This is a genomic window from Erythrobacter sp. W302b, assembly GCF_046452395.1.
In the GTDB taxonomy this organism is placed as follows: Bacteria; Pseudomonadota; Alphaproteobacteria; order Sphingomonadales; family Sphingomonadaceae; genus Erythrobacter.
In genome coordinates this window covers 1-16760 of the sequence record NZ_JBKFDH010000001.1, presented here as the reverse complement: position 1 = coordinate 16760, position 16760 = coordinate 1, and the positions used below count along the sequence as shown (strand labels likewise).

Below are 16760 nucleotides of genomic sequence, written 5' to 3'. Positions count from 1 at the left end.
AGTGGCCATCCAGGGGCGGCGCGCGCAGTCTGGCGGGCATGATCGTTGAACGCCTCGACCATGTGAACATCATCACCGACCGGCTGGTCGAGACCGCGCGGTTCTATGCCGAGCTGCTCGATCTGGAAGAGCGCGACGGTCCGCCGCCGCTCCTGCCGCATCAGGCGCGTTGGATGTATGACGCGAGCGGTCAGGCGATCCTGCACATCAATTCCACCGATTGCCCGCGCGCCTTCGATCGCGCGGTGATGCCGGGGGCCGAGACGGGAGCGATCCACCACGTCGCGCTGCGCTGCGGGGCGTTTGATGTGGTGAAGGCGCGGCTCGATGCGCGCGGGGCGGCGTACCGGGTGAATGATGTGCCCTCGATTGGCCTGAGGCAGATCTTCACCGCCGATCCCAACAACGTGCTGCTGGAGCTGAACTTCTTCGGGAGGTGATCCTGTGCTGCCGCCTCAGTCACCCTGAACGTGACCTAAGGTCCATCAGGCAGCCAAACGCGGTCCATGATGGAGCAGAGCGAAGCTGCGAAATGGAGGCTGAAACGAGCTCAGCATGGCGAGAAAAAGGAACAATCAACCCTCGCCTTTCAGCAGCGCGCGCCATACCGGAGGCGCTTGTGCGTCCTCCAGCGGGTTCCACACCTTTGCCATGCGCGCGCGGGCCTCGGGCTCGGGCACGCCCGCCGCACGGTCGAGCAGGTAGAGGAACGCCGTCACCCGCCAATTCATGATGCAATGCACGTGATGTGGGCCCGGATGGGCGGCGAGCGCTTCGGCCAGCGCCGCGACATGGGCAGGCGTCGGCGCGTCGAAGGGCACCGGGATGTGGGTGTAGGCAATCCCCTCATCCGCCAACAGCGCCGCCTCATCCGCCAGCGCCTCGGGGTGCCCGACTAGGGCGAGGTTCACCACATGGCGCACGCCGATCGCCGCGAGGCGCGCGGGATCATGCGCTTCGAGCTTGCCCGAGGTGGTGATCCCGTCGAGCCGCCTTTGCCAGTTGCGGATATCGTCGGGATCACGCGCCATCATCAGCCTTTCGGGGGTGCGGGCAGATCAATCGCCTGTACTTGCGTGCCGATGGCATAGACCCGCAAACCGCTGCCGGTCGCCACCGTCTGGAACTTGTTGGCCGCCCGCGCAATCGGCGCGCGTTCCCACGTTTTACCCCCATCGCGGGTGGCAAAGCCCCCTGCCGCCGTGCCGACAAAGCCCACATCCGCGTTCACGAAGCCAATGCCGAACTGGCGCGCGGTCTTGTCTTGCGCGATTTCGATCTCGCGCCATGTCCGCCCGCGATCATCGCTGCGGATCACCAGCTGGGTCGCGCGTTCGGGATCGTAGCTCTGCACCGTGGCGTAGCCCGTATCGCCGCCCTGGGGAAAGCTCGCCTTCCAGATCAACTCGTAGGCGCGGCCCGAGCGATAGACCTCGTGCCACGTCTGGCCACCATCCTCGGTGCGCAGTACCAGCCCTTCGGCCTGCACGGGGTCGGAATTGGTGGCGGCGAAGACGAGGCCGGTGTTCTCATCGAAGAACTTCACGTCGAGGATCATGCCCGCGTGGGCGGTCATATCGATCACGCTCCACGTCTCGCCCCCGTCGACCGAACGCAGCATCCCCGTCGGCCCGCCCACGCGCCCAGCGGCGTGGATGATCGTGCGCGGCCGCAATTCGCCCTGATAGATGCGCGTCACCGGCAGGATATCGATCGCGCAGACGCCCTTGATCGTGGCGTCCCCGGTGTCAACCGCTTCCCACGTCACCCCGCCATCGCGGGTGCGGTAGAGCGGCGTTTCGTCGGTGACGCCGGGATAGTACTCCGTGCCGATATTGCCGATGAAGCCGTTCTGGCGGTCCACAAAGCCGACCGCGCGGACAAAGGTGCCGGGGCGGCTGGCGACCTTTTGCCAGGTGGTACCGCCGTCATTGGTAGCGAACAGATCGCCCGCGCCGGTGCCGTACCAGCCGTGGGTGTCATCGACAAAGCTGATCGAATCGCGCTTGCCGGGATAGGCTTCGGTGACAAAGGTGCGCCATTCGCCCGCAGCCGGAGCGGCGGGGACAGGCGCGGCCTCCTCGGCGGCGAGCGGCATGGCACAGACGAGTGCGGCAAATGCCGCGGCAGTCAGCAGTTTCATGTGGTGCGACCCCCAGTTTGAATTAGCGGCGGGCGACTTTCCTCCCCGCCTCGATAGCCTTATCGGCGTTGGCCCGGCTGATGACATAGGCACGGATCGCTTCGATCTCCTCTTTCGACAAAGAGCCTTTGAAGCTCGCCATACCGTTACTTTTCAACACGCCGTCATGCACCACCGCGCTCCACGCGGCCGCGCTCTCGAGCGAACCGGCGCGGCGCAGGTCGGGCAAGACGGTTGAGCCCACCGCACCCGGCGCATGGCACACCGCGCAGTAACGGCCATACTTCACCTGCCCCACCGCGATCACCTCGGGCGAAGCGGTGCTGGGCGGCGGGTCGAGCGGCAGGTCGGCCAGCGCCGGCTCGGGCGGCAGTTTCGCTGTCCCGCCAAGCTTGAACACCAGCAGGCGCGAGATATTGCGCACCGGCGCCTTGCGGTTGATCAGATCGCCATCGACCGAAAGGGCATAGGCCCCGCCCCAGCCCGCCAGCACCGCGATGTATTGCTCGCCATTGACGGTGTAAGTGACAGGCGGTGCAACCACGCCGGTCTGCGCGGCGAAGCTCCACAGCTTTGTGCCATTGGCGGCGTCATAGGCGTTGAATTCACTGCCGGTGGTGCCCTGGAATACAAGCCCCCCGCCGGTCGCCAGCAAGCCGCCGTTCCACGGTCCCGGATGCTCGACTGTCCAGCGCGCCTTCTGCGCCACCGGATCCCACGCCACCAGCCGCCCCTTGAGCGTTCCGGCGACCTCCTTGCGGAAGCCCCCGTCAGACGGCAATTCGCCCGCCAAGCTGAAGCCGACGTTGAAGCCGCGCGCACGATCCGGCTTCCAGTTGGCTTCGGGCGCATACATCATTCCCGCTTCGAAGGCCGGGATGTAAACCAGGTTCTCGGTCGGGCTATAGGCCATCGGGTGCCAATTGTGCCCGCCCAGCGGCCCCGGCAGCACCAGCGCGGGCTTTCCGGTCTTGTCGATCCGGGTCTCGGGGTTCTCGATCGGGCGGCCGGTCTTGGGATCGATCCCGGTCGCCCAGTTGAGACCGACATAGGGCTTGGCCGAGATGAACTGACCCGTCTCGCGGTCGATCACGTAAAAGAAGCCGTTCTTGGGTGCCTGCATCAGCACCTTGCGCGGCTTCCCGTCGATTTCCATATCGGCGAGGATGATGTGCTGGGTGGCGGTGAAGTCCCATGTTTCACCCGGCGTGGTCTGGTAATGCCAGACATATTCACCCGTCTTGGGCCGGATCGCGACAATGCTGGAAAGGTAGAGGTTGTCCCCCTCCCCCGTCCCGTCCTTGCCGGGCGAGCGGTAGGCGCGGTTCCACGGGCTGCCATTGCCCACCCCGATGTAGAGCAGATCAAGCTCGGGATCATAGGCCATCGAATCCCACACCGTGCCCCCGCCGCCAATCGCGTCATTGGCGCCGAGCACATCCATATTCCACGTTTCCGCGGCCTTCTGGAGATAGGCGGGCTGATCTTTCGCATCGCCGCCTTCGGGGACAGTATAGAACTTCCACAATTGCTCACCGCTGCCCGCGTCATAGGCCGCGACATAGCCGCGCACGCCGAATTCGGCCCCGCCATTGCCGATGATCACCTTGCCATCGATCACGCGCGGCGCGCCGGTAATGGTGTAGCTCTTGGACTGATCGACCGTAACCTTCTCCCAGGCGACCTTGCCCGTCTCGCGGTCGAGCGCGATCAGACGGCCATCCAGCGTGCCGAAGAACAGCTTGTCGCCCCATGCCGCCAGCCCGCGGTTCACCACATCGCAGCAGGCCTTCACGGCGGTTTCGCCCGGAACCTCCGGGTCATACTCCCACAGCTTGGCACCGGTGGTCGCGTCAAAGGCCTTCACCTTGCTCCACGCAGTGGTGAGGTAAAGCTTGCCGTCGATCACCAGCGGGGTCGCTTCCTGCCCGCGCCCGGTGTCCATATCGGCATACCAAGCAAGACCGAGCTGGCCGACATTCTCGCGGTTGACGGCATCCAGCGGCGAAAAGCGCTGTTCGGAATAGGTGCGCCCATGGCTCACCCAGTTGGCCGAATCGCCATCCGCGCCGACCAGCACCGCGGACGTGATGCGCCCCTCCTCACCCCCGTCAGTGCCGCCGAAAATCTGACTGCAATTGGCCAGCGTGCCGGCCGACAGCAATAAGGCTGCGCCCAGCGTCCACCGCTTCAGGTCCATCGATCCCACTCTCCCTGTTTTCTTTTGTCACCTATGTTGCCCACACAATCAGCGCTTGTCCATGCCCGCCGCTCCTGCCTATCTGGGGCGATGGCGGGGGCCGCAGGAGAGATTGCAATGTGCGAAGAAAGCAAGTTGGCCGAATGGGCCAGAGCCACCATCAGCCGCCGCCAGTTCGGCGCTTTGACCGGAGCTGCGGCGCTGGCCGCCTGCGCTTCGGGTGAAACCGAAAGCGTGGCGCAAAACCCGCTCCCCGGCCTCAAGGAGCGCGGGGTCAATTTCCCGACCGCCGATGGCACGCTGGACGGGTTCTTCGTCCAGCCCGAGACTGGCAATCACCCCGCGGTCATCCTGTGGCCCGACATCGCCAGCATCCGTGAAGCCAAGCGCAACATCGCCCGCAAGCTCGCGCAGGCGGGCTATGCCGTGCTGGTCGTGAATCCCTATTACCGCGACGTCACCGGCGAACAGTTCGCTGATTTCGCCAGTTTCATTGCGGGCGGTGGCTTCCAGAAGGTCGGCCCCTGGCGCAAGAAGCTCGATGCCGCAGCGATCATGCGGGATGCGACCGCGATCGTCGATTGGCTCGACCGGCAGGAAGGCGTCGATCAGGCGCACGGCATCGGCACGCAGGGCTATTGCATGGGCGGGCCGTTCACGATCTGGAGCGCCGCAGCCGTGCCATCGCGGATCAAGGCCGCGGCGAGCTTCCACGGCGGCGGGCTGGTGCGGCCCGACAATCCGATGAGCCCGCACAAGGTGCTGGACAAGGTCGATGCCAGCCTGCTGATCGCAGTGGCGCAGGATGATGACGCCGAGGCTCCCGCCGACAAGACCACCTTCGCCGAAGCGGCCGAAGCCGCCAAGGTCGGTGCGGTGGTGACCGTCTATCCGGGCGATCACGGCTGGATGGTCGCCGACAGCCCGGCCTATGACGCCACCGCTGCGGCGCGCGGGGAGGCGGACCTCAAGGCGCTTTACGCCGCCGCGCTGGCCTAAGCCTTTCTAATAACAGGCGGGAGAGTAACGCCTCCCGCCGATGCCGCGACCGTCCTCAGCCGGCCCTGCGCGCCTTGGCCCTCTCATTGGCCGCGCCGAACCGGCCGTGCTTGCGGTAACGCAACATCCACTTGTCGAGAAACAGGCCGAGCGGTTTGGGATCGATCCCCAGCTCGGCAAACCCGCGCGCACCCGGCGCGACCGTGCTGCCGGGCTTGAGCAGCGTCCACTGATCGCGGCTCATTGGCGTGCCGGGCAGCGCCGCAAAGGCCGCGCTGAGGCCATCAGGCATGGCGAGGAAGGTGCGCTTGCGACCCTGCGCTTCGGCGATCCGCTCGTGGATCGCCATCATGCTGAGCTGCTCCGGCCCGCCCAGTTCATAGGTGTGGCCGCCGTGGAGGTCAGGGTGCTCCAGCGCCACCGCGACCGCCTCGGCCACATCGTCGGCATAGACCAGCTGCAACTTCGCCTCCGGCCCGAACACCGGAAGCGCCGGCAGCATGGCGATCATGCCGCCGAACAGGTTGAGGAAATTGTCGTCCTTGCCGAACACGATCGAGGGTCGCAGAATCGTGGCGGTGGGGAAGGCGGCGAGCACGCGTTGCTCGCCCAGCGCCTTGCCGCGGGCGTAGGCGGTGGGTGAATTGGTGTCTGCGCCGATCGCGCTGATGTGGACGAAGGCCTTGATGCCGCCCGCTTCGGCGAGTCGGGCGATGATGCCGGGGGCCTCACCCATCAGCTTCTCGAGATCGCCGCTGAATGCGCCGACCAGATTGACGACATGGCTGACACCCTCCAACGCCGCAGCGACATGCTCCTCGCGGGTGATGTCGCAGGGCATCAGCTGCAACTGGCCAAGATTGGCGAGCGGCTTGAGATCCTGGGCCTTGCCGGGGGCGCGGCTGGCGAGCCGCACACGGGCGCCGCGCGCAAGCAGCGCCTGCGCGACATAATTGCCGAGATAGCCGGTGCCGCCGAAAATCGTGACCAGCTGGCCGGAAAGCGGGGAGGAGGTGGGCATGGTTTGGGTGCTCTTCGTGGCCTGAGACAGTGCAGGGCGTTGTGCTGGCCGCGCTTTGCTTCAACGAAGCGGGCGAGGCAAGGGTTCCGGTGGCGGGAATCGCCGGGATTGCCAAGGCGCTTTGCGCGCCTTGCGACAGGCCGAAGCCGCTGCTCACGCCTGGCCAACACTGCAGGCAAGGTTTGCATTGACAGCACCCCCACCCCCCCGCTAATGGCCCGCGCCTACCCGGCCTCCGGCAGCGATGACCGAAGGCCCCGTGCCCAGATGGCGGAATTGGTAGACGCACCGTCTTCAGGTGGCGGCGCTCGCAAGGGCGTGGAGGTTCGAGTCCTCTTCTGGGCACCAGGTGGGCTTTTGCAGCAGGTTGCGGAAGCCCACTAAGCCACGAAAATTCAACAATTTCTCGAAGCTCGCCGTCCGTTCAGGTCCGCACGGGTTTGGGGCCTTTCAAGGGCATTTGGGGGTCAATATGGGGGTCGCTGACCCCCAGCTTTGAGGGCTCCAAAATCACCTGCTCGCAGCGAGTCGAGCGTATCCGACCACCACTGCATCATGGCGACGCGCTCGTCCCAATACGCTGTGCGATTGTAGACCGCTCGCACCGCGTTCCCATCTTGGTGAGCCAAGGCCCGCTCTATCGCATCAGGGCTCCACAGCCGGCTCTCGTTGAGCAGCGAACTGGCGGTCGAACGGAAACCATGCGCCGTCATCTTTCCAGCATACCCAAGCCGCTTAAGCGCGCCATTCACGGCATTCTCCGACAGGGGCTTCTTTGGCGTCCAGCTCGGGAACACCCAATCGCTGTAGGTCGAGACCTCCTCCATGGAGCGGATAATCGCAATCGCCTGCCGAGACAGGGGCACCCGGTGCTCCCTGCGCATCTTCATCTCACCGGCCGGGATGGTCCACACTCCCTCGTCCAGATCGAGGTCGGCCCACTTCATCGAGCGGATCTCGCCAGGCCGCTGGAAGAGGTGCGCCGACAGCTTGAGCGCAGCGATGGTAGACGCTTGGCCACCATATCCATCGATCGCCGTGAGCAGGTCAGCGATTTCCCGCGGATCGATGATCGCCGGATGGTTTCGCACCTGTGGCGACCGCAGAGCTCGCTGGAGAGACTTGGCAGGGTTGTGCACTGCCCTGCCCGTCACGACGGCGTAGTCGATCACGCGGCTGGCAAATGACCGCAGCCGCCGCGCTGTCTCACGCCGGCCCGATTTCTCAATGTCCTGAAGGACAGCAAGAAGGAGCGGCGCGGTTACGTCCGCCACTGGCACAGACCCTAGGGTCGGTTCAAGCAACGACAGGAGCCACTCGGTCTTCGCGCGGGTAGTATCGCAGATGGCCTTATCGCCATCGGTCGCGCGCTTCTCGATCAGTTCGCGGGCGATGGCGCCGAATGTGTTCTCCCGGGAGAGACGCTTTTCCAGCTTCTCCACCTTCCGCTTTTGCGACGGATCGATGCCTTGGGCGAGCAGCGCGCGAGCCTCGTCACGCATACCGCGAGCCTGAGCGAGGCCGACCTCAGGGAAGGCGCCAAAGCCGATTTGGTTCTCCTTCCCGTCGAACCGATATTTCAGCTTCCACCGCTTGGAGCCGGTTGGCCAAACGAGGAGGAACAGACCCTTCTCATCAGCGTGCTTGGTCGGCTTGTCACTGGGCCGGATGTTCTGGATCGCCTTGAAGGTAAGGGGCATCAGTAGGGCCCCTCAAGCCGCATGAGGCGGGAGGAGGGCATCGACGGACGCCGCCGTGATCAGGGTAGTGGCCCCAATCTTGACGCGCTGGAGCGTCCCTTCGCCGATCAGCTTGTAAACGGTCGATTTGCCGATCCCGAGCAGGGCGGTGACTTCGTGAACTCGATAGGTATTGCGTTGCATTTCACTTCCTAGATGGTTGCCGACGCGCAGCTGCGATCGCAAATAGGCGCCTGCGGGTTTCAATGTGGGTGTTATATTGCACACACTAAAAGAGATCAAGCTAATTGATCTAGTGTGTGATGAGTTTTACACGGAGGCATGACGAGAGAGATTGACCCGGCACTCGCCGATAGCGAAGCAGCAGGAATGCTGTCCGCGGCCTTGGCCAAGGCTTCAAACGAGCGTGGCCTCAGCTTGCGGAAGATCGCCCCTCTCGTCGGTTACAAGCAGGCTGTCGTTCTGAGCCACATGGCGACTGGGCGCATCCCTATACCGTTCGAGAAGGCCGAGAAAATCGCCGAAGTCCTCGGGATGAACGCGCGCGATTTCTTGAAAGCCATTTTGAAACAGCGACATCCCGAGGTCTCGTGGTCACTGATTACAGGTTCCGAGGTCGAGTTGAGCGATGACTACCTTAGGGGTTTAGCCGAGGGCCTCAACGGGCAGTCGCTAAGCCTGAACCAAGAACAGCTCGCCGTCATACGAGAAATAGCCGCTGAGCCCCACCCTCGTCGGCGCTGGCTGAGCAGCGAGGAAGCTGTCGCAATAGAGATGCTGCGCACTGCCGGATCAAAGGTCGAAGCGATCAGCAAGCCGGTCAGGAATAATGCCCGGATCAGGACGGAGCGGACATATCAACCTAAATGAAGCGCATATGCGTGTTGTTGCACATGCGCTTTCCGCTTGCTCAATGTGTGTATTATCGCATACAATTCACAGATGCAAGCACATCATCAACTGCGCCAACAGCGCGCCGCCATTGTGGACTGGACGACAGACGATCGTATCACCCACGCGCTCACCCTGAACACCGATCGCGAACTCAGCGCGAGGAGACTCAGCGAGATCTTCGGCTGCTTCTGCCATCTCGTCGATAAGGCGGTCCACGGCCGCAATCTGAACCGCGTCGCCCAGGAAGCCCGGCTATATGCGATGGCATTCCCTGAGAACCTCTCGACCAACGCGCACCTTCATGCCGTCGCTGACCTCCGTCTGGTAATCACAGCGTTCGGCGACGAGACGCTGGCATTGCAGCACGTCAGGAGGTGCTGGCTGAAGGCGACCAGAGGTGCAGGGACGTTCGACTGGAAGGCGAAACCAGATCGCGGTTGGGGTGGCTACTGCACCAAGAGTTTCACCGGCACCTACTTCCTCTCGGCAGACTACTGGCCGCACTGACCACCCTACCCTGACATACCCGCCCGTTGCGGAAACAGTGCCCACGCCGCCGGCGGGTCAACACTGAGGCCATAATGGCAGCTGCCCCGACTAGGGCAGCTTTCATGATCCTATGGAATCGAGAAGACCATGCGAACCATAGGTCTCCATGTGATGCTGATCTTCATGGGAATAAATGAAAACATGGTCAGCATGGTTACCATGACGGCCTATTGGAATTGATGTTGATATGCCTAAGCGAAACATGATTCCCGATGCTGAATGGGAACGCCAAGGACGGCTCCTGGAACTCGGCGTCAAGCACGCTTCAGAGATCGCCATGGAGCTCGGCGTCTCATCCCAAACGGTCTCCCGAGAAATGAAGCGTCGCGGGTTTCGGAAGAATGCCCTCCTCCCTGTTAGCCTAGCCAAGATCGAAAGCTACCTTGACAAGAAGGCCCGGAGCCAAGCGATCATGGACCTTCCCGAAGCCCGTCGGCGTCAGCACATAGCCAAAGCAAATATGGAGGCTGTCGGTGCTATGGTCGAGGCGATCATTCAGGCTGACCTGGATGGTGACATCTGCAAGGCCAATGCGGTGATCGAGCCACTTGCCGCAGCGGTCGGGGTTAAGCTCCATGGGAAGCGCCGGCGTGCCTGATGGGTAACATGGGCTCTGAGACATTGAACTTCGCGATCTCGCGCACTTCCGCCCACCACCGACGAGCAGCAGGATTGGCGAATTCCTGCGGCTCGGCAGGTGAGCGACGCTCGGGGCTTGGTTGACTCGCATCAACTTCACCACGCCGCATGCGTTTCCCAACGCGACGCCACCCGCACCCATAGCGGTGCTCTCGTAAGCCCTCGTCATCGACAACGACACGAGGTTCACGACATGCTCAGCAGGCTATACTAGTTCCGAATAAAGCGCCCCGGCAAGGAGATCACCCTCGCCCAAATCATCGCTCCCATCGAGGATGACGCGCACCAGCACTTCCTTGACCGCGAGGGAGCTCCTCTGTTCCGACAACTCCCACAGCAGCAAAAGCCTTAGGGAGCGAGCCATCCCCCGTCGATGTTGAGCGTCGCTCCGCTGATGTAGTTCGCTTGATCGGACGCCAGCCACAAGGCTGCGTTGGCGATGTCATCGACGTGCCCGATGCGGTGCAGCGGCACGTCATTGATGATCGGCGGGGGCCAGTCCGGGCCGCCGCTGCGCAGCATGGGCGTGTCGATCGGGCCTGGCGCGATGCCGACGGCACGGATGCCGAACTGGCCGTTTTCGAGCGCGGCGGCACGGGTCAGCGCGACCACCGCAGCCTTACTTGCAGAATAGAATGCCGCCCCCGGGAACCCGACCCGGAAACTCTGAACCGACGCCAGGTTGATGATGACGCCGGAGCGGGTCGGGATCATGTGGGCCAGCGCGTGCTTCATGCTCAGCACGACGCCCTTGAGGTTGATGTCGATGACCAAATCGAGCTGCTCGCGCGGCTGCTCGGCTAGCGGCGCCCAATCGCCCTTCACCCCGGCGTTGCAGACCATCACGTCGAGTGCGCCGATCGGTGCCGCAGCGCGGGCGGCGAAGCCTGCAACGGCATCCTCGTCACGCACGTCCACGATCATGGTTGCTATGCTGCCGGTGCCCGGAGCGAGCTGGGCAGCAGTCGTTGCGAGCCCCTCGGCATTGACGTCGCACGCCACCACGGAGGCGCCTTCGCGCGCAAAGGCGAGTGCGATCGCCCGCCCCATGCCCGCGCCTGCGCCGGTGACGGCTACCGTCTTCCCCTCGTATCGTCCGTCCATACCTGTTCTCTCCTATCCGTTACGATGTAACCCGTATTGCGAGAGCGCGGCGTCGATGGCCTGCATCTGCCGCGAGAGCGGCCAGCTTTCCGGGTCGAAAATTGCCTGCGTGACGATCCCGACCAGCGCGGCGAAGAGTGCGGCGGCCATGGCCGGGCGATCGGCAGCGGCACAATGGGCGAAGCCGGGATCGGCGGCGAGCACGGCTTCGATCTGCGCCACGAAGCCCCGCATCCGCTCGCGCTGCTCGACGGCGAACTCGGGATCGGCGATCGCTAGGCCCCAGAAGGAAAACCACACCCGCCAATCGCGTATCACTCGGGGATCGGTCGGTAGCAGCGCACGAAAGAGCGCGCCAAGATCGCCGTGATCCTTAGGCTGCGAGGCATCGGTGCGCGCCTTCGAAGTCAGGGCGGCGTGGCGATAGGTAAGCAGCATCAGCGCGCGCTTGTCGGGGAAATAGTGGGTATCGGACCGGGCGTAACGGCCTGCTCTACGTAAAGGCAGGTTACACCGATGCATCGATCGAAGGAGAATATGACGACGGCACCGGCGAGATCTCCGACGAAATTTCGTTCGGTGGCTTTCGCATCGGCGCTGGCGGCGAAATCGACCTCTCAAGCAATTACGCCATCCGTGTGGAATACCGGTATTCTGACTACGGCGATCTTGAGTTCCTGGGCGTGAACACTGGGATCGGCGTCAGCCGCAACCAAGGCATTGTGACGCTGCTCGGCAAGTTCTGAGGCGTTCCAGCTGTCTACAAATTGGGCCTCGCAGACGGTGATCGGTTGCGAGGCCCATAGCTTCAAAATCCGCGATATCACCGACACGTTGCCAGAGGATGAGCGCAAGAATCTCGAAGAGGTGCTCGCATCTGGTCAGGCAGGTATTGCGAAGTGCAATGAGGAGCACGACGGCTGGTGGGTCTGGTAGCAACCGGTGCTGCTGTGCGCAGAAGGCTTTTTTATGCCCGAGCACCGAGTGGCCCGCCTGGCCGATGTCGGCCTTAGAGCGACCACGGGTTCTGGGCGATTTGCCACAGACCTTTCACCGAATATCCTTCGGAATATTGCTTTTGCGATTGCAAATGCAAGGCGCTTCATGGCCTCAAGATGGGAATTGCCATGCCGCGAAACCCGAGGCCTTTCGTCGCTTCGACGTGGCTGGTAATTGAGAGCTTCTAGGAGGATACGTCATGTCGAACAATGCCGTCCATTGGCTTGCGTCGGTGAGCGAACATTGTCGAAAACTCATTGAAATTGCGGGTCTCGCGATCCGAGACCACGCCCTTTACGAGGAAGAAGCCAACAAAGTCCAACTGCAAGCTGCGCTCAAAGCGCACGCGGCGGCTCTCAAGGCCATCCTACCGGATGATTTTCCCCAGAGCCGGATCGGGGATCTATCGCGCCACATCCGGTTTTGCGATCCGCAGGACTGGTATGACATTGTGCTCTTCGATGCACCGGATATCCTCGCGAAGGCGGAAAAATTTGCCCAAGAAATCGAACCGTCTTCGGGTGAAATCGAAGACTATATCCATGCTCGTTTCCGATCTCGCTATGAAATGACGATGCGGGAACCAGAGCCAGATTATCACGCCCTGCTCCTGACTTGCTGCGTCGAACTGGCTACTTTATTCAAGCGCAAGTCAGGTGCAGCCGATGACTCCGATGCGGAAATTGGTCGCGTGTTCAAAAAGGATAATCCCGTCCTACGGGTTCCGCAGCAAGTCGAATCAGAAACAGAAAAGAATCTTCAGCGCGGCGCGATGCTATTGATGCAAGGCTGGAGAGCTTTTTTGCGCAACCCACATGCTCATGAGGTTCGACCTACGGATGATGAATACGTCGTTCACTCACTTATGCTTATGTCCTTTCTTGCGCGCATTATTGATGCCGCTAGTGTCGTAGAGACTAGTGGAGCCGAGTGACCATCAGCGCGGTGGGAGTATCGACCACTAACCGTTCAGTAAGTTCAGCCAGTGACGTCAGAACCATCATCGGCTTGCCATTCACTTTAACCGCTACGTTTGAAGCGGACCCGCTAGGGCACTCAAATGCATCTGCTGTATTGTGACGAGACGAACCTCGAAGAGCGTGCTGGCGATTTTCTAATCTATGGCGGTTTGATGATCGAAGGGGATAGGGTCGGTGACCTCAATGAGGCGATCGACGGCATTCGCGTGCGTCACAGTGTCCCCCGGGACTTCAAACTGAAGTTTAACCCCGGTCCTCAGGGAATGGATCACCATGAGTTCATCGCATTTAAGCAGGAAATAATCCGAGCAGCTCACGAACACGGTGCCAAACTGCTAGTGTATGTCATTCTGCACGATATCGCGGTCGGACCTGACGAAGCGCGCCGCAACGGCGTCAACGCTATCTGCTATCACTTCCATTGCGCTTTAAACCGGATCCCGGACAAAGGCCTTGTTCTCATTGATCGGTTTAATGATGCCGGGAATGAGATAGATGCTCATCTGCGCGAAAAATTCTCGATCGGGCTCATTGGCATGCCCTATGGTAACGAAATGCGCTTGGCGAACATTGTCGGTTATCATTACTCAGCGCTTGGGCAGTCTCATATGCCGAGCATCGTCGATGTGGTCCTCGGAACCTTACGGTTTGCGTTAAACGCTCACACACGGGGGCAGGAACAACATCTGCAATCCGCGCGCGCCATGATTGAGCTGATTGCACCTCTTTTTTGGCGTGAGGAGGGGGAACTTCAGGTGCCAGAGATCGGTTTCATATTCAGTCCGAAGATCATTAAGCGCGACCATTATCGGCAGCGTTATGCAAATCTGAAATCCTTTCTTGAGCATTGCGGCGTGGCTATCCAACAGCCAATCACTGATCAGCGGCAATACTAGCCGCTAGACGTTCTTCCATGACTAGCGAGATGCCGGCAGCTCCATTCCCGCATATCCAAATGCAACATGCTCTCCAGTTTGCAATTGAGAACGCCCCGTTTGAGTATACCCATCCGAGGCGTCTCACGGCGTCCACGGAGTGTCTCATAAGAGTTCTTTCGTGATTGTGAGACGCTAAGCTGCACTGACTCTAGACCCCAGTGAGACAGTGAGGCCCTGCACATGAGCATAGTCGGATACGCGCGCGTTAGCAGCAGCTCCGAGAACTTAGACCTACAGCTTGGCCAGCTTGCCAACTCGGGCTGCGAGAAGGTCTTCTCAGAAAAGATCACAGGGACGTCGCGCAATGACCGGCAAGCACTCGCAGACTGCCTCGACTGGGTGCGGGAAGGCGACACCCTGATCGTTACGCGCCTAGACCGTCTCGCCCGATCTGGTCACGATCTTCACGACATCATCTCACACCTGTCAGCGAAAAAGGTTGGGTTCCGGTGCGTTCAGCAAGGAGCGGTCGATACGACCACCAGTATGGGCAAACTCATCCTTGGCATCCTCGGTGCGGTCGCAGAATTCGAAACCGACATCCGCAAGGAACGTCAACGCGAAGGTATCGAGCGCGCCAAGGCGGCTGGTGTCTACAAGGGCCGCAAGCGCACCGTGGACGTCGGTCAGGTGCGATCTTTGCGACAACAGGGGCTCGGTGCGACTGACATTGCGACGCATCTGGGGATCGCACGAGCGAGCGTCTATCGAGCGCTGAGCGACAAGCTCACCACGATAACATAGTCGCTGCGCTGCAAATATAAGAAGTCCTAGACCCTGCCGAAGTGCTCGATCCTGGTGCTGCCTATCAGGCGGGGGTGAGTCGAGCTACCCATCCACCGGGAATGGAAAGACCGCTTTTGGTTCTGTCGGTGAGCCTCGCTCATGACCGGAAATGGGTGGAAAGGCGAATGGCAGCTATTGCCGCTCTGCCATAGGGGTATCCAGCTCGCATTCTGCGGCTCTACAAGGCAGGCCTCAGTCAACCAGACTAATGGCTCTCCTCGCGGCTAAAGCCGGAAGCCAGAATGCTGACAAGCCCGTTCATCACAGTCTCGTAATAGGCTCCGCGGAAATGCTGGTCGTAACTCTCGACCGCAGCATCGATCTGTGCGCGCGGATACATTCGTCCGCCGACCGTCAGGAACTGCCAGTCCCGCACCGCTGCCAGATGGGGACGCGAGCCCTTGCGCAGGATCAGCAGGTCGGCAAAGTTGCCAACCGCGATCCGGCCAACCATGCCACGGTCGACATGGCGGCCATTGACCTTCGTCGCAGCGGCGAGCGCAGCTTCGTCGCCGCCGAAGGCCTGGGACAGCATCGCCAGTTGGAGATGCAGGGACTTGCCCGGCACGACATAGGGCATGACGACATCCGTTCCCGCCAGCACATCGATACCGGCCAGACGGGCCTTGCCGACGAAGGCGACTTCTGCCGCGATGCCATCAAGGTCGGCTGCGACGGCTTCGGCGGATTCCGGGTGCGCGACGATCATAGGCCAGGCCTGCTCCCAAAAGGACGGGAGATGCCGCAGGCCTTCTGTGGGAGGAAAGCGCTTTCGGTCCGATGCCGTCAACCGGGCTTTCTGGTTCGCCTGCGTGGGCAGGATCGAAATGCGGTTGGCCTTCATCAGCGCGATCACTTCGGCAATGTCAACCTCGCTCATGGCGGACACATCCTGGCTGCGATAATCGGCATCCTCGGGCGGCGGTTTGTGGAGATAAGGGATCCCGTTGAAATGCTGGACCTCGAAATCGGACACATCGCGCAGGTTTACCGCGTGCGGCGTATGACCTACGAGCGGCAGGCCTTGCCGCCTCGCTTCGGTGGCAGCTGCGCTGAATGCTTCCTTAGGCAGGCCCGTGTAGGTCTTGATGCAGCTGGCGCCGCTCGCCTTAAGAGTCTTCACGGCGCCAATCGCCTGCGCCCCGTCAACGATCCGCAAGGCGCTGGGCCAGCTTGGCCGCTCGCCGTCCAGGACCGGGCCACAGCGATACATCCTCGGGCCGGCGATCCGTCCTGCCGCAATCTCGGCTTGCAGATCGGCAATACTATCATCGGTCTGCCCAAGATCGCGAACGCTGGTCACCCCATATTTCAGGTAGAGCAGCGAAAACAGGCGCTGGTTGCCGATCGCGGCTTGGGGTGGTGTATGGACATGGGCGTCAATTAGGCCCGGCATGACGATGCAGCCCGGACAGATCGGCGGATCGTCATCTGGTCGACTTGGTCGGATTTCGGCGATGCGCCCGTCTTTGACGATGATGGTCTGATCGGGCTGGGAGGGCTCGCCAGGATTCCAGATTGTGACCCCGGCGATCATCCGGTCGGAACTGGGGGGCACCGCAACATCGGGCGGGAACAGCATCCAAAAGCCGAGCGACCCGGCAAGGCCAAGCACCCCAAGAATACCCAGCGACCACAAGCCAATCCGTCGAACCATAAAGCTCCGCAGCGGACATGGCGAATGATCGGCTGCCGCTCACGTTTTATCTCAGCAACAGTGACTTGAGCGCAAGAGCTATAGTGAGGGACACCCTATTCTGACCGGTAACCGGATATCAGTCTCTGCGCTTCCAATGTCCGCTTCGGGG

18 protein-coding genes and 1 tRNA gene are annotated in these 16760 nt (G+C 61.8%); 10 read left to right on the top strand and 9 right to left on the bottom strand.

Annotated features, from left to right (window positions below; all coding sequences use genetic code 11):
* The first annotated feature begins 38 nt into the window (after positions 1–38).
* A complete protein-coding gene (locus ACLBKT_RS00095) occupies positions 39–440 on the top strand; it encodes a VOC family protein (protein ID WP_410180967.1) in 402 nt (133 codons plus the stop codon).
* Between the two features lie 135 nt (positions 441–575).
* Here ACLBKT_RS00095 and ACLBKT_RS00090 read toward each other — a convergent pair whose 3' ends face one another.
* Genes ACLBKT_RS00090 through ACLBKT_RS00080 form a run of 3 tightly spaced genes read right to left on the bottom strand, consistent with a single transcriptional unit; the run spans position 576 to position 4343 of the window.
* Positions 576–1034 carry a hypothetical protein gene (locus ACLBKT_RS00090; protein ID WP_410180966.1) on the bottom strand — a complete coding sequence of 153 codons (459 nt, stop codon included), beginning with the start codon at positions 1032–1034 and terminating at the stop codon, positions 576–578.
* Positions 1034–2143 carry a WD40/YVTN/BNR-like repeat-containing protein gene (locus ACLBKT_RS00085; protein WP_410180965.1) on the bottom strand — a complete coding sequence of 370 codons (1110 nt, stop codon included), beginning with the start codon at positions 2141–2143 and terminating at the stop codon, positions 1034–1036. Before ACLBKT_RS00085 ends, ACLBKT_RS00090 begins: the two co-directional genes overlap by 1 nt.
* Before the next feature lie 22 nt (positions 2144–2165).
* A complete protein-coding gene (locus tag ACLBKT_RS00080; protein ID WP_410180964.1) occupies positions 2166–4343 on the bottom strand; it encodes a PQQ-dependent dehydrogenase, methanol/ethanol family in 2178 nt (725 codons plus the stop codon).
* A gap of 117 nt (positions 4344–4460) precedes the next feature.
* Between ACLBKT_RS00080 and ACLBKT_RS00075 the strand changes: the two genes are divergently transcribed.
* Positions 4461–5342, top strand: coding sequence for a dienelactone hydrolase family protein (locus ACLBKT_RS00075; protein WP_410180963.1), 882 nt, complete (start codon positions 4461–4463; stop codon positions 5340–5342).
* Positions 5343–5397: 55 nt separating this feature from the next.
* Here the strand turns inward: ACLBKT_RS00075 and ACLBKT_RS00070 are convergent, their stop codons facing one another.
* Positions 5398–6363 carry a complex I NDUFA9 subunit family protein gene (locus ACLBKT_RS00070; RefSeq protein WP_410180962.1) on the bottom strand — a complete coding sequence of 322 codons (966 nt, stop codon included), beginning with the start codon at positions 6361–6363 and terminating at the stop codon, positions 5398–5400.
* A 261-nt stretch (positions 6364–6624) separates the two neighbouring features.
* Between ACLBKT_RS00070 and ACLBKT_RS00065 the strand changes: the two genes are divergently transcribed.
* Positions 6625–6711, top strand: a tRNA-Leu gene (locus ACLBKT_RS00065).
* Between the two features lie 119 nt (positions 6712–6830).
* On the opposite strand, the gene ACLBKT_RS00060 is transcribed toward ACLBKT_RS00065, so the two are convergent.
* Together ACLBKT_RS00060 and ACLBKT_RS00055 are read right to left on the bottom strand one after the other, a co-directional pair.
* Positions 6831–8063: a tyrosine-type recombinase/integrase gene (locus ACLBKT_RS00060; RefSeq protein ID WP_410180961.1), complete on the bottom strand. Its 1233-nt coding sequence runs from the start codon at positions 8061–8063 to the stop codon at positions 6831–6833.
* Between the two features lie 12 nt (positions 8064–8075).
* Complete coding sequence (locus ACLBKT_RS00055) at positions 8076–8246, bottom strand: helix-turn-helix transcriptional regulator (RefSeq protein ID WP_410180960.1); 171 nt, start codon at positions 8244–8246, stop codon at positions 8076–8078.
* Between the two features lie 138 nt (positions 8247–8384).
* On the opposite strand from ACLBKT_RS00055, the gene ACLBKT_RS00050 reads away from it, so the two are divergent.
* The 3 genes from ACLBKT_RS00050 to ACLBKT_RS00040 all read left to right on the top strand — a co-directional run bounded on the left by ACLBKT_RS00050 (position 8385) and on the right by ACLBKT_RS00040 (position 10104).
* Positions 8385–8933 (top strand): helix-turn-helix domain-containing protein, encoded by a 549-nt coding sequence (locus ACLBKT_RS00050; RefSeq protein ID WP_410180959.1) that lies wholly within the window; start codon positions 8385–8387, stop codon positions 8931–8933.
* A gap of 72 nt (positions 8934–9005) precedes the next feature.
* Complete coding sequence (locus ACLBKT_RS00045) at positions 9006–9464, top strand: hypothetical protein (protein ID WP_410180958.1); 459 nt, start codon at positions 9006–9008, stop codon at positions 9462–9464.
* A 244-nt stretch (positions 9465–9708) separates the two neighbouring features.
* On the top strand, positions 9709–10104 hold the full coding sequence (locus ACLBKT_RS00040) for a hypothetical protein (RefSeq protein WP_410180957.1): 396 nt from the start codon (positions 9709–9711) through the stop codon (positions 10102–10104).
* A 389-nt stretch (positions 10105–10493) separates the two neighbouring features.
* Here the strand turns inward: ACLBKT_RS00040 and ACLBKT_RS00035 are convergent, their stop codons facing one another.
* Together ACLBKT_RS00035 and ACLBKT_RS00030 are read right to left on the bottom strand one after the other, a co-directional pair.
* A complete protein-coding gene (locus ACLBKT_RS00035; RefSeq protein WP_410180956.1) occupies positions 10494–11249 on the bottom strand; it encodes an SDR family NAD(P)-dependent oxidoreductase in 756 nt (251 codons plus the stop codon).
* A 12-nt stretch (positions 11250–11261) separates the two neighbouring features.
* A complete protein-coding gene (locus tag ACLBKT_RS00030; RefSeq protein WP_410180955.1) occupies positions 11262–11771 on the bottom strand; it encodes a TetR family transcriptional regulator C-terminal domain-containing protein in 510 nt (169 codons plus the stop codon).
* On the opposite strand from ACLBKT_RS00030, the gene ACLBKT_RS00025 reads away from it, so the two are divergent.
* The 4 genes from ACLBKT_RS00025 (at position 11738) to ACLBKT_RS00010 (ending at position 14910) form a co-directional block, all read left to right on the top strand.
* On the top strand, positions 11738–11995 hold the full coding sequence (locus tag ACLBKT_RS00025) for an outer membrane protein (RefSeq protein WP_410183617.1): 258 nt from the start codon (positions 11738–11740) through the stop codon (positions 11993–11995). The two genes, ACLBKT_RS00030 and ACLBKT_RS00025, sit on opposite strands and share 34 nt — an antisense overlap.
* A 452-nt stretch (positions 11996–12447) precedes the next feature.
* A complete protein-coding gene (locus ACLBKT_RS00020; protein WP_410180954.1) occupies positions 12448–13182 on the top strand; it encodes a TIGR02391 family protein in 735 nt (244 codons plus the stop codon).
* Between the two features lie 126 nt (positions 13183–13308).
* Positions 13309–14124, top strand: a complete 816-nt coding sequence (locus tag ACLBKT_RS00015) for a hypothetical protein (RefSeq protein ID WP_410180953.1) — start codon at positions 13309–13311, stop codon at positions 14122–14124.
* A gap of 222 nt (positions 14125–14346) precedes the next feature.
* Positions 14347–14910, top strand: coding sequence for a recombinase family protein (locus tag ACLBKT_RS00010; RefSeq protein ID WP_410180952.1), 564 nt, complete (start codon positions 14347–14349; stop codon positions 14908–14910).
* Between the two features lie 247 nt (positions 14911–15157).
* Here ACLBKT_RS00010 and ACLBKT_RS00005 read toward each other — a convergent pair whose 3' ends face one another.
* Complete coding sequence (locus ACLBKT_RS00005; protein WP_410180951.1) at positions 15158–16609, bottom strand: amidohydrolase family protein; 1452 nt, start codon at positions 16607–16609, stop codon at positions 15158–15160.
* Positions 16610–16760: the final 151 nt, after the last annotated feature.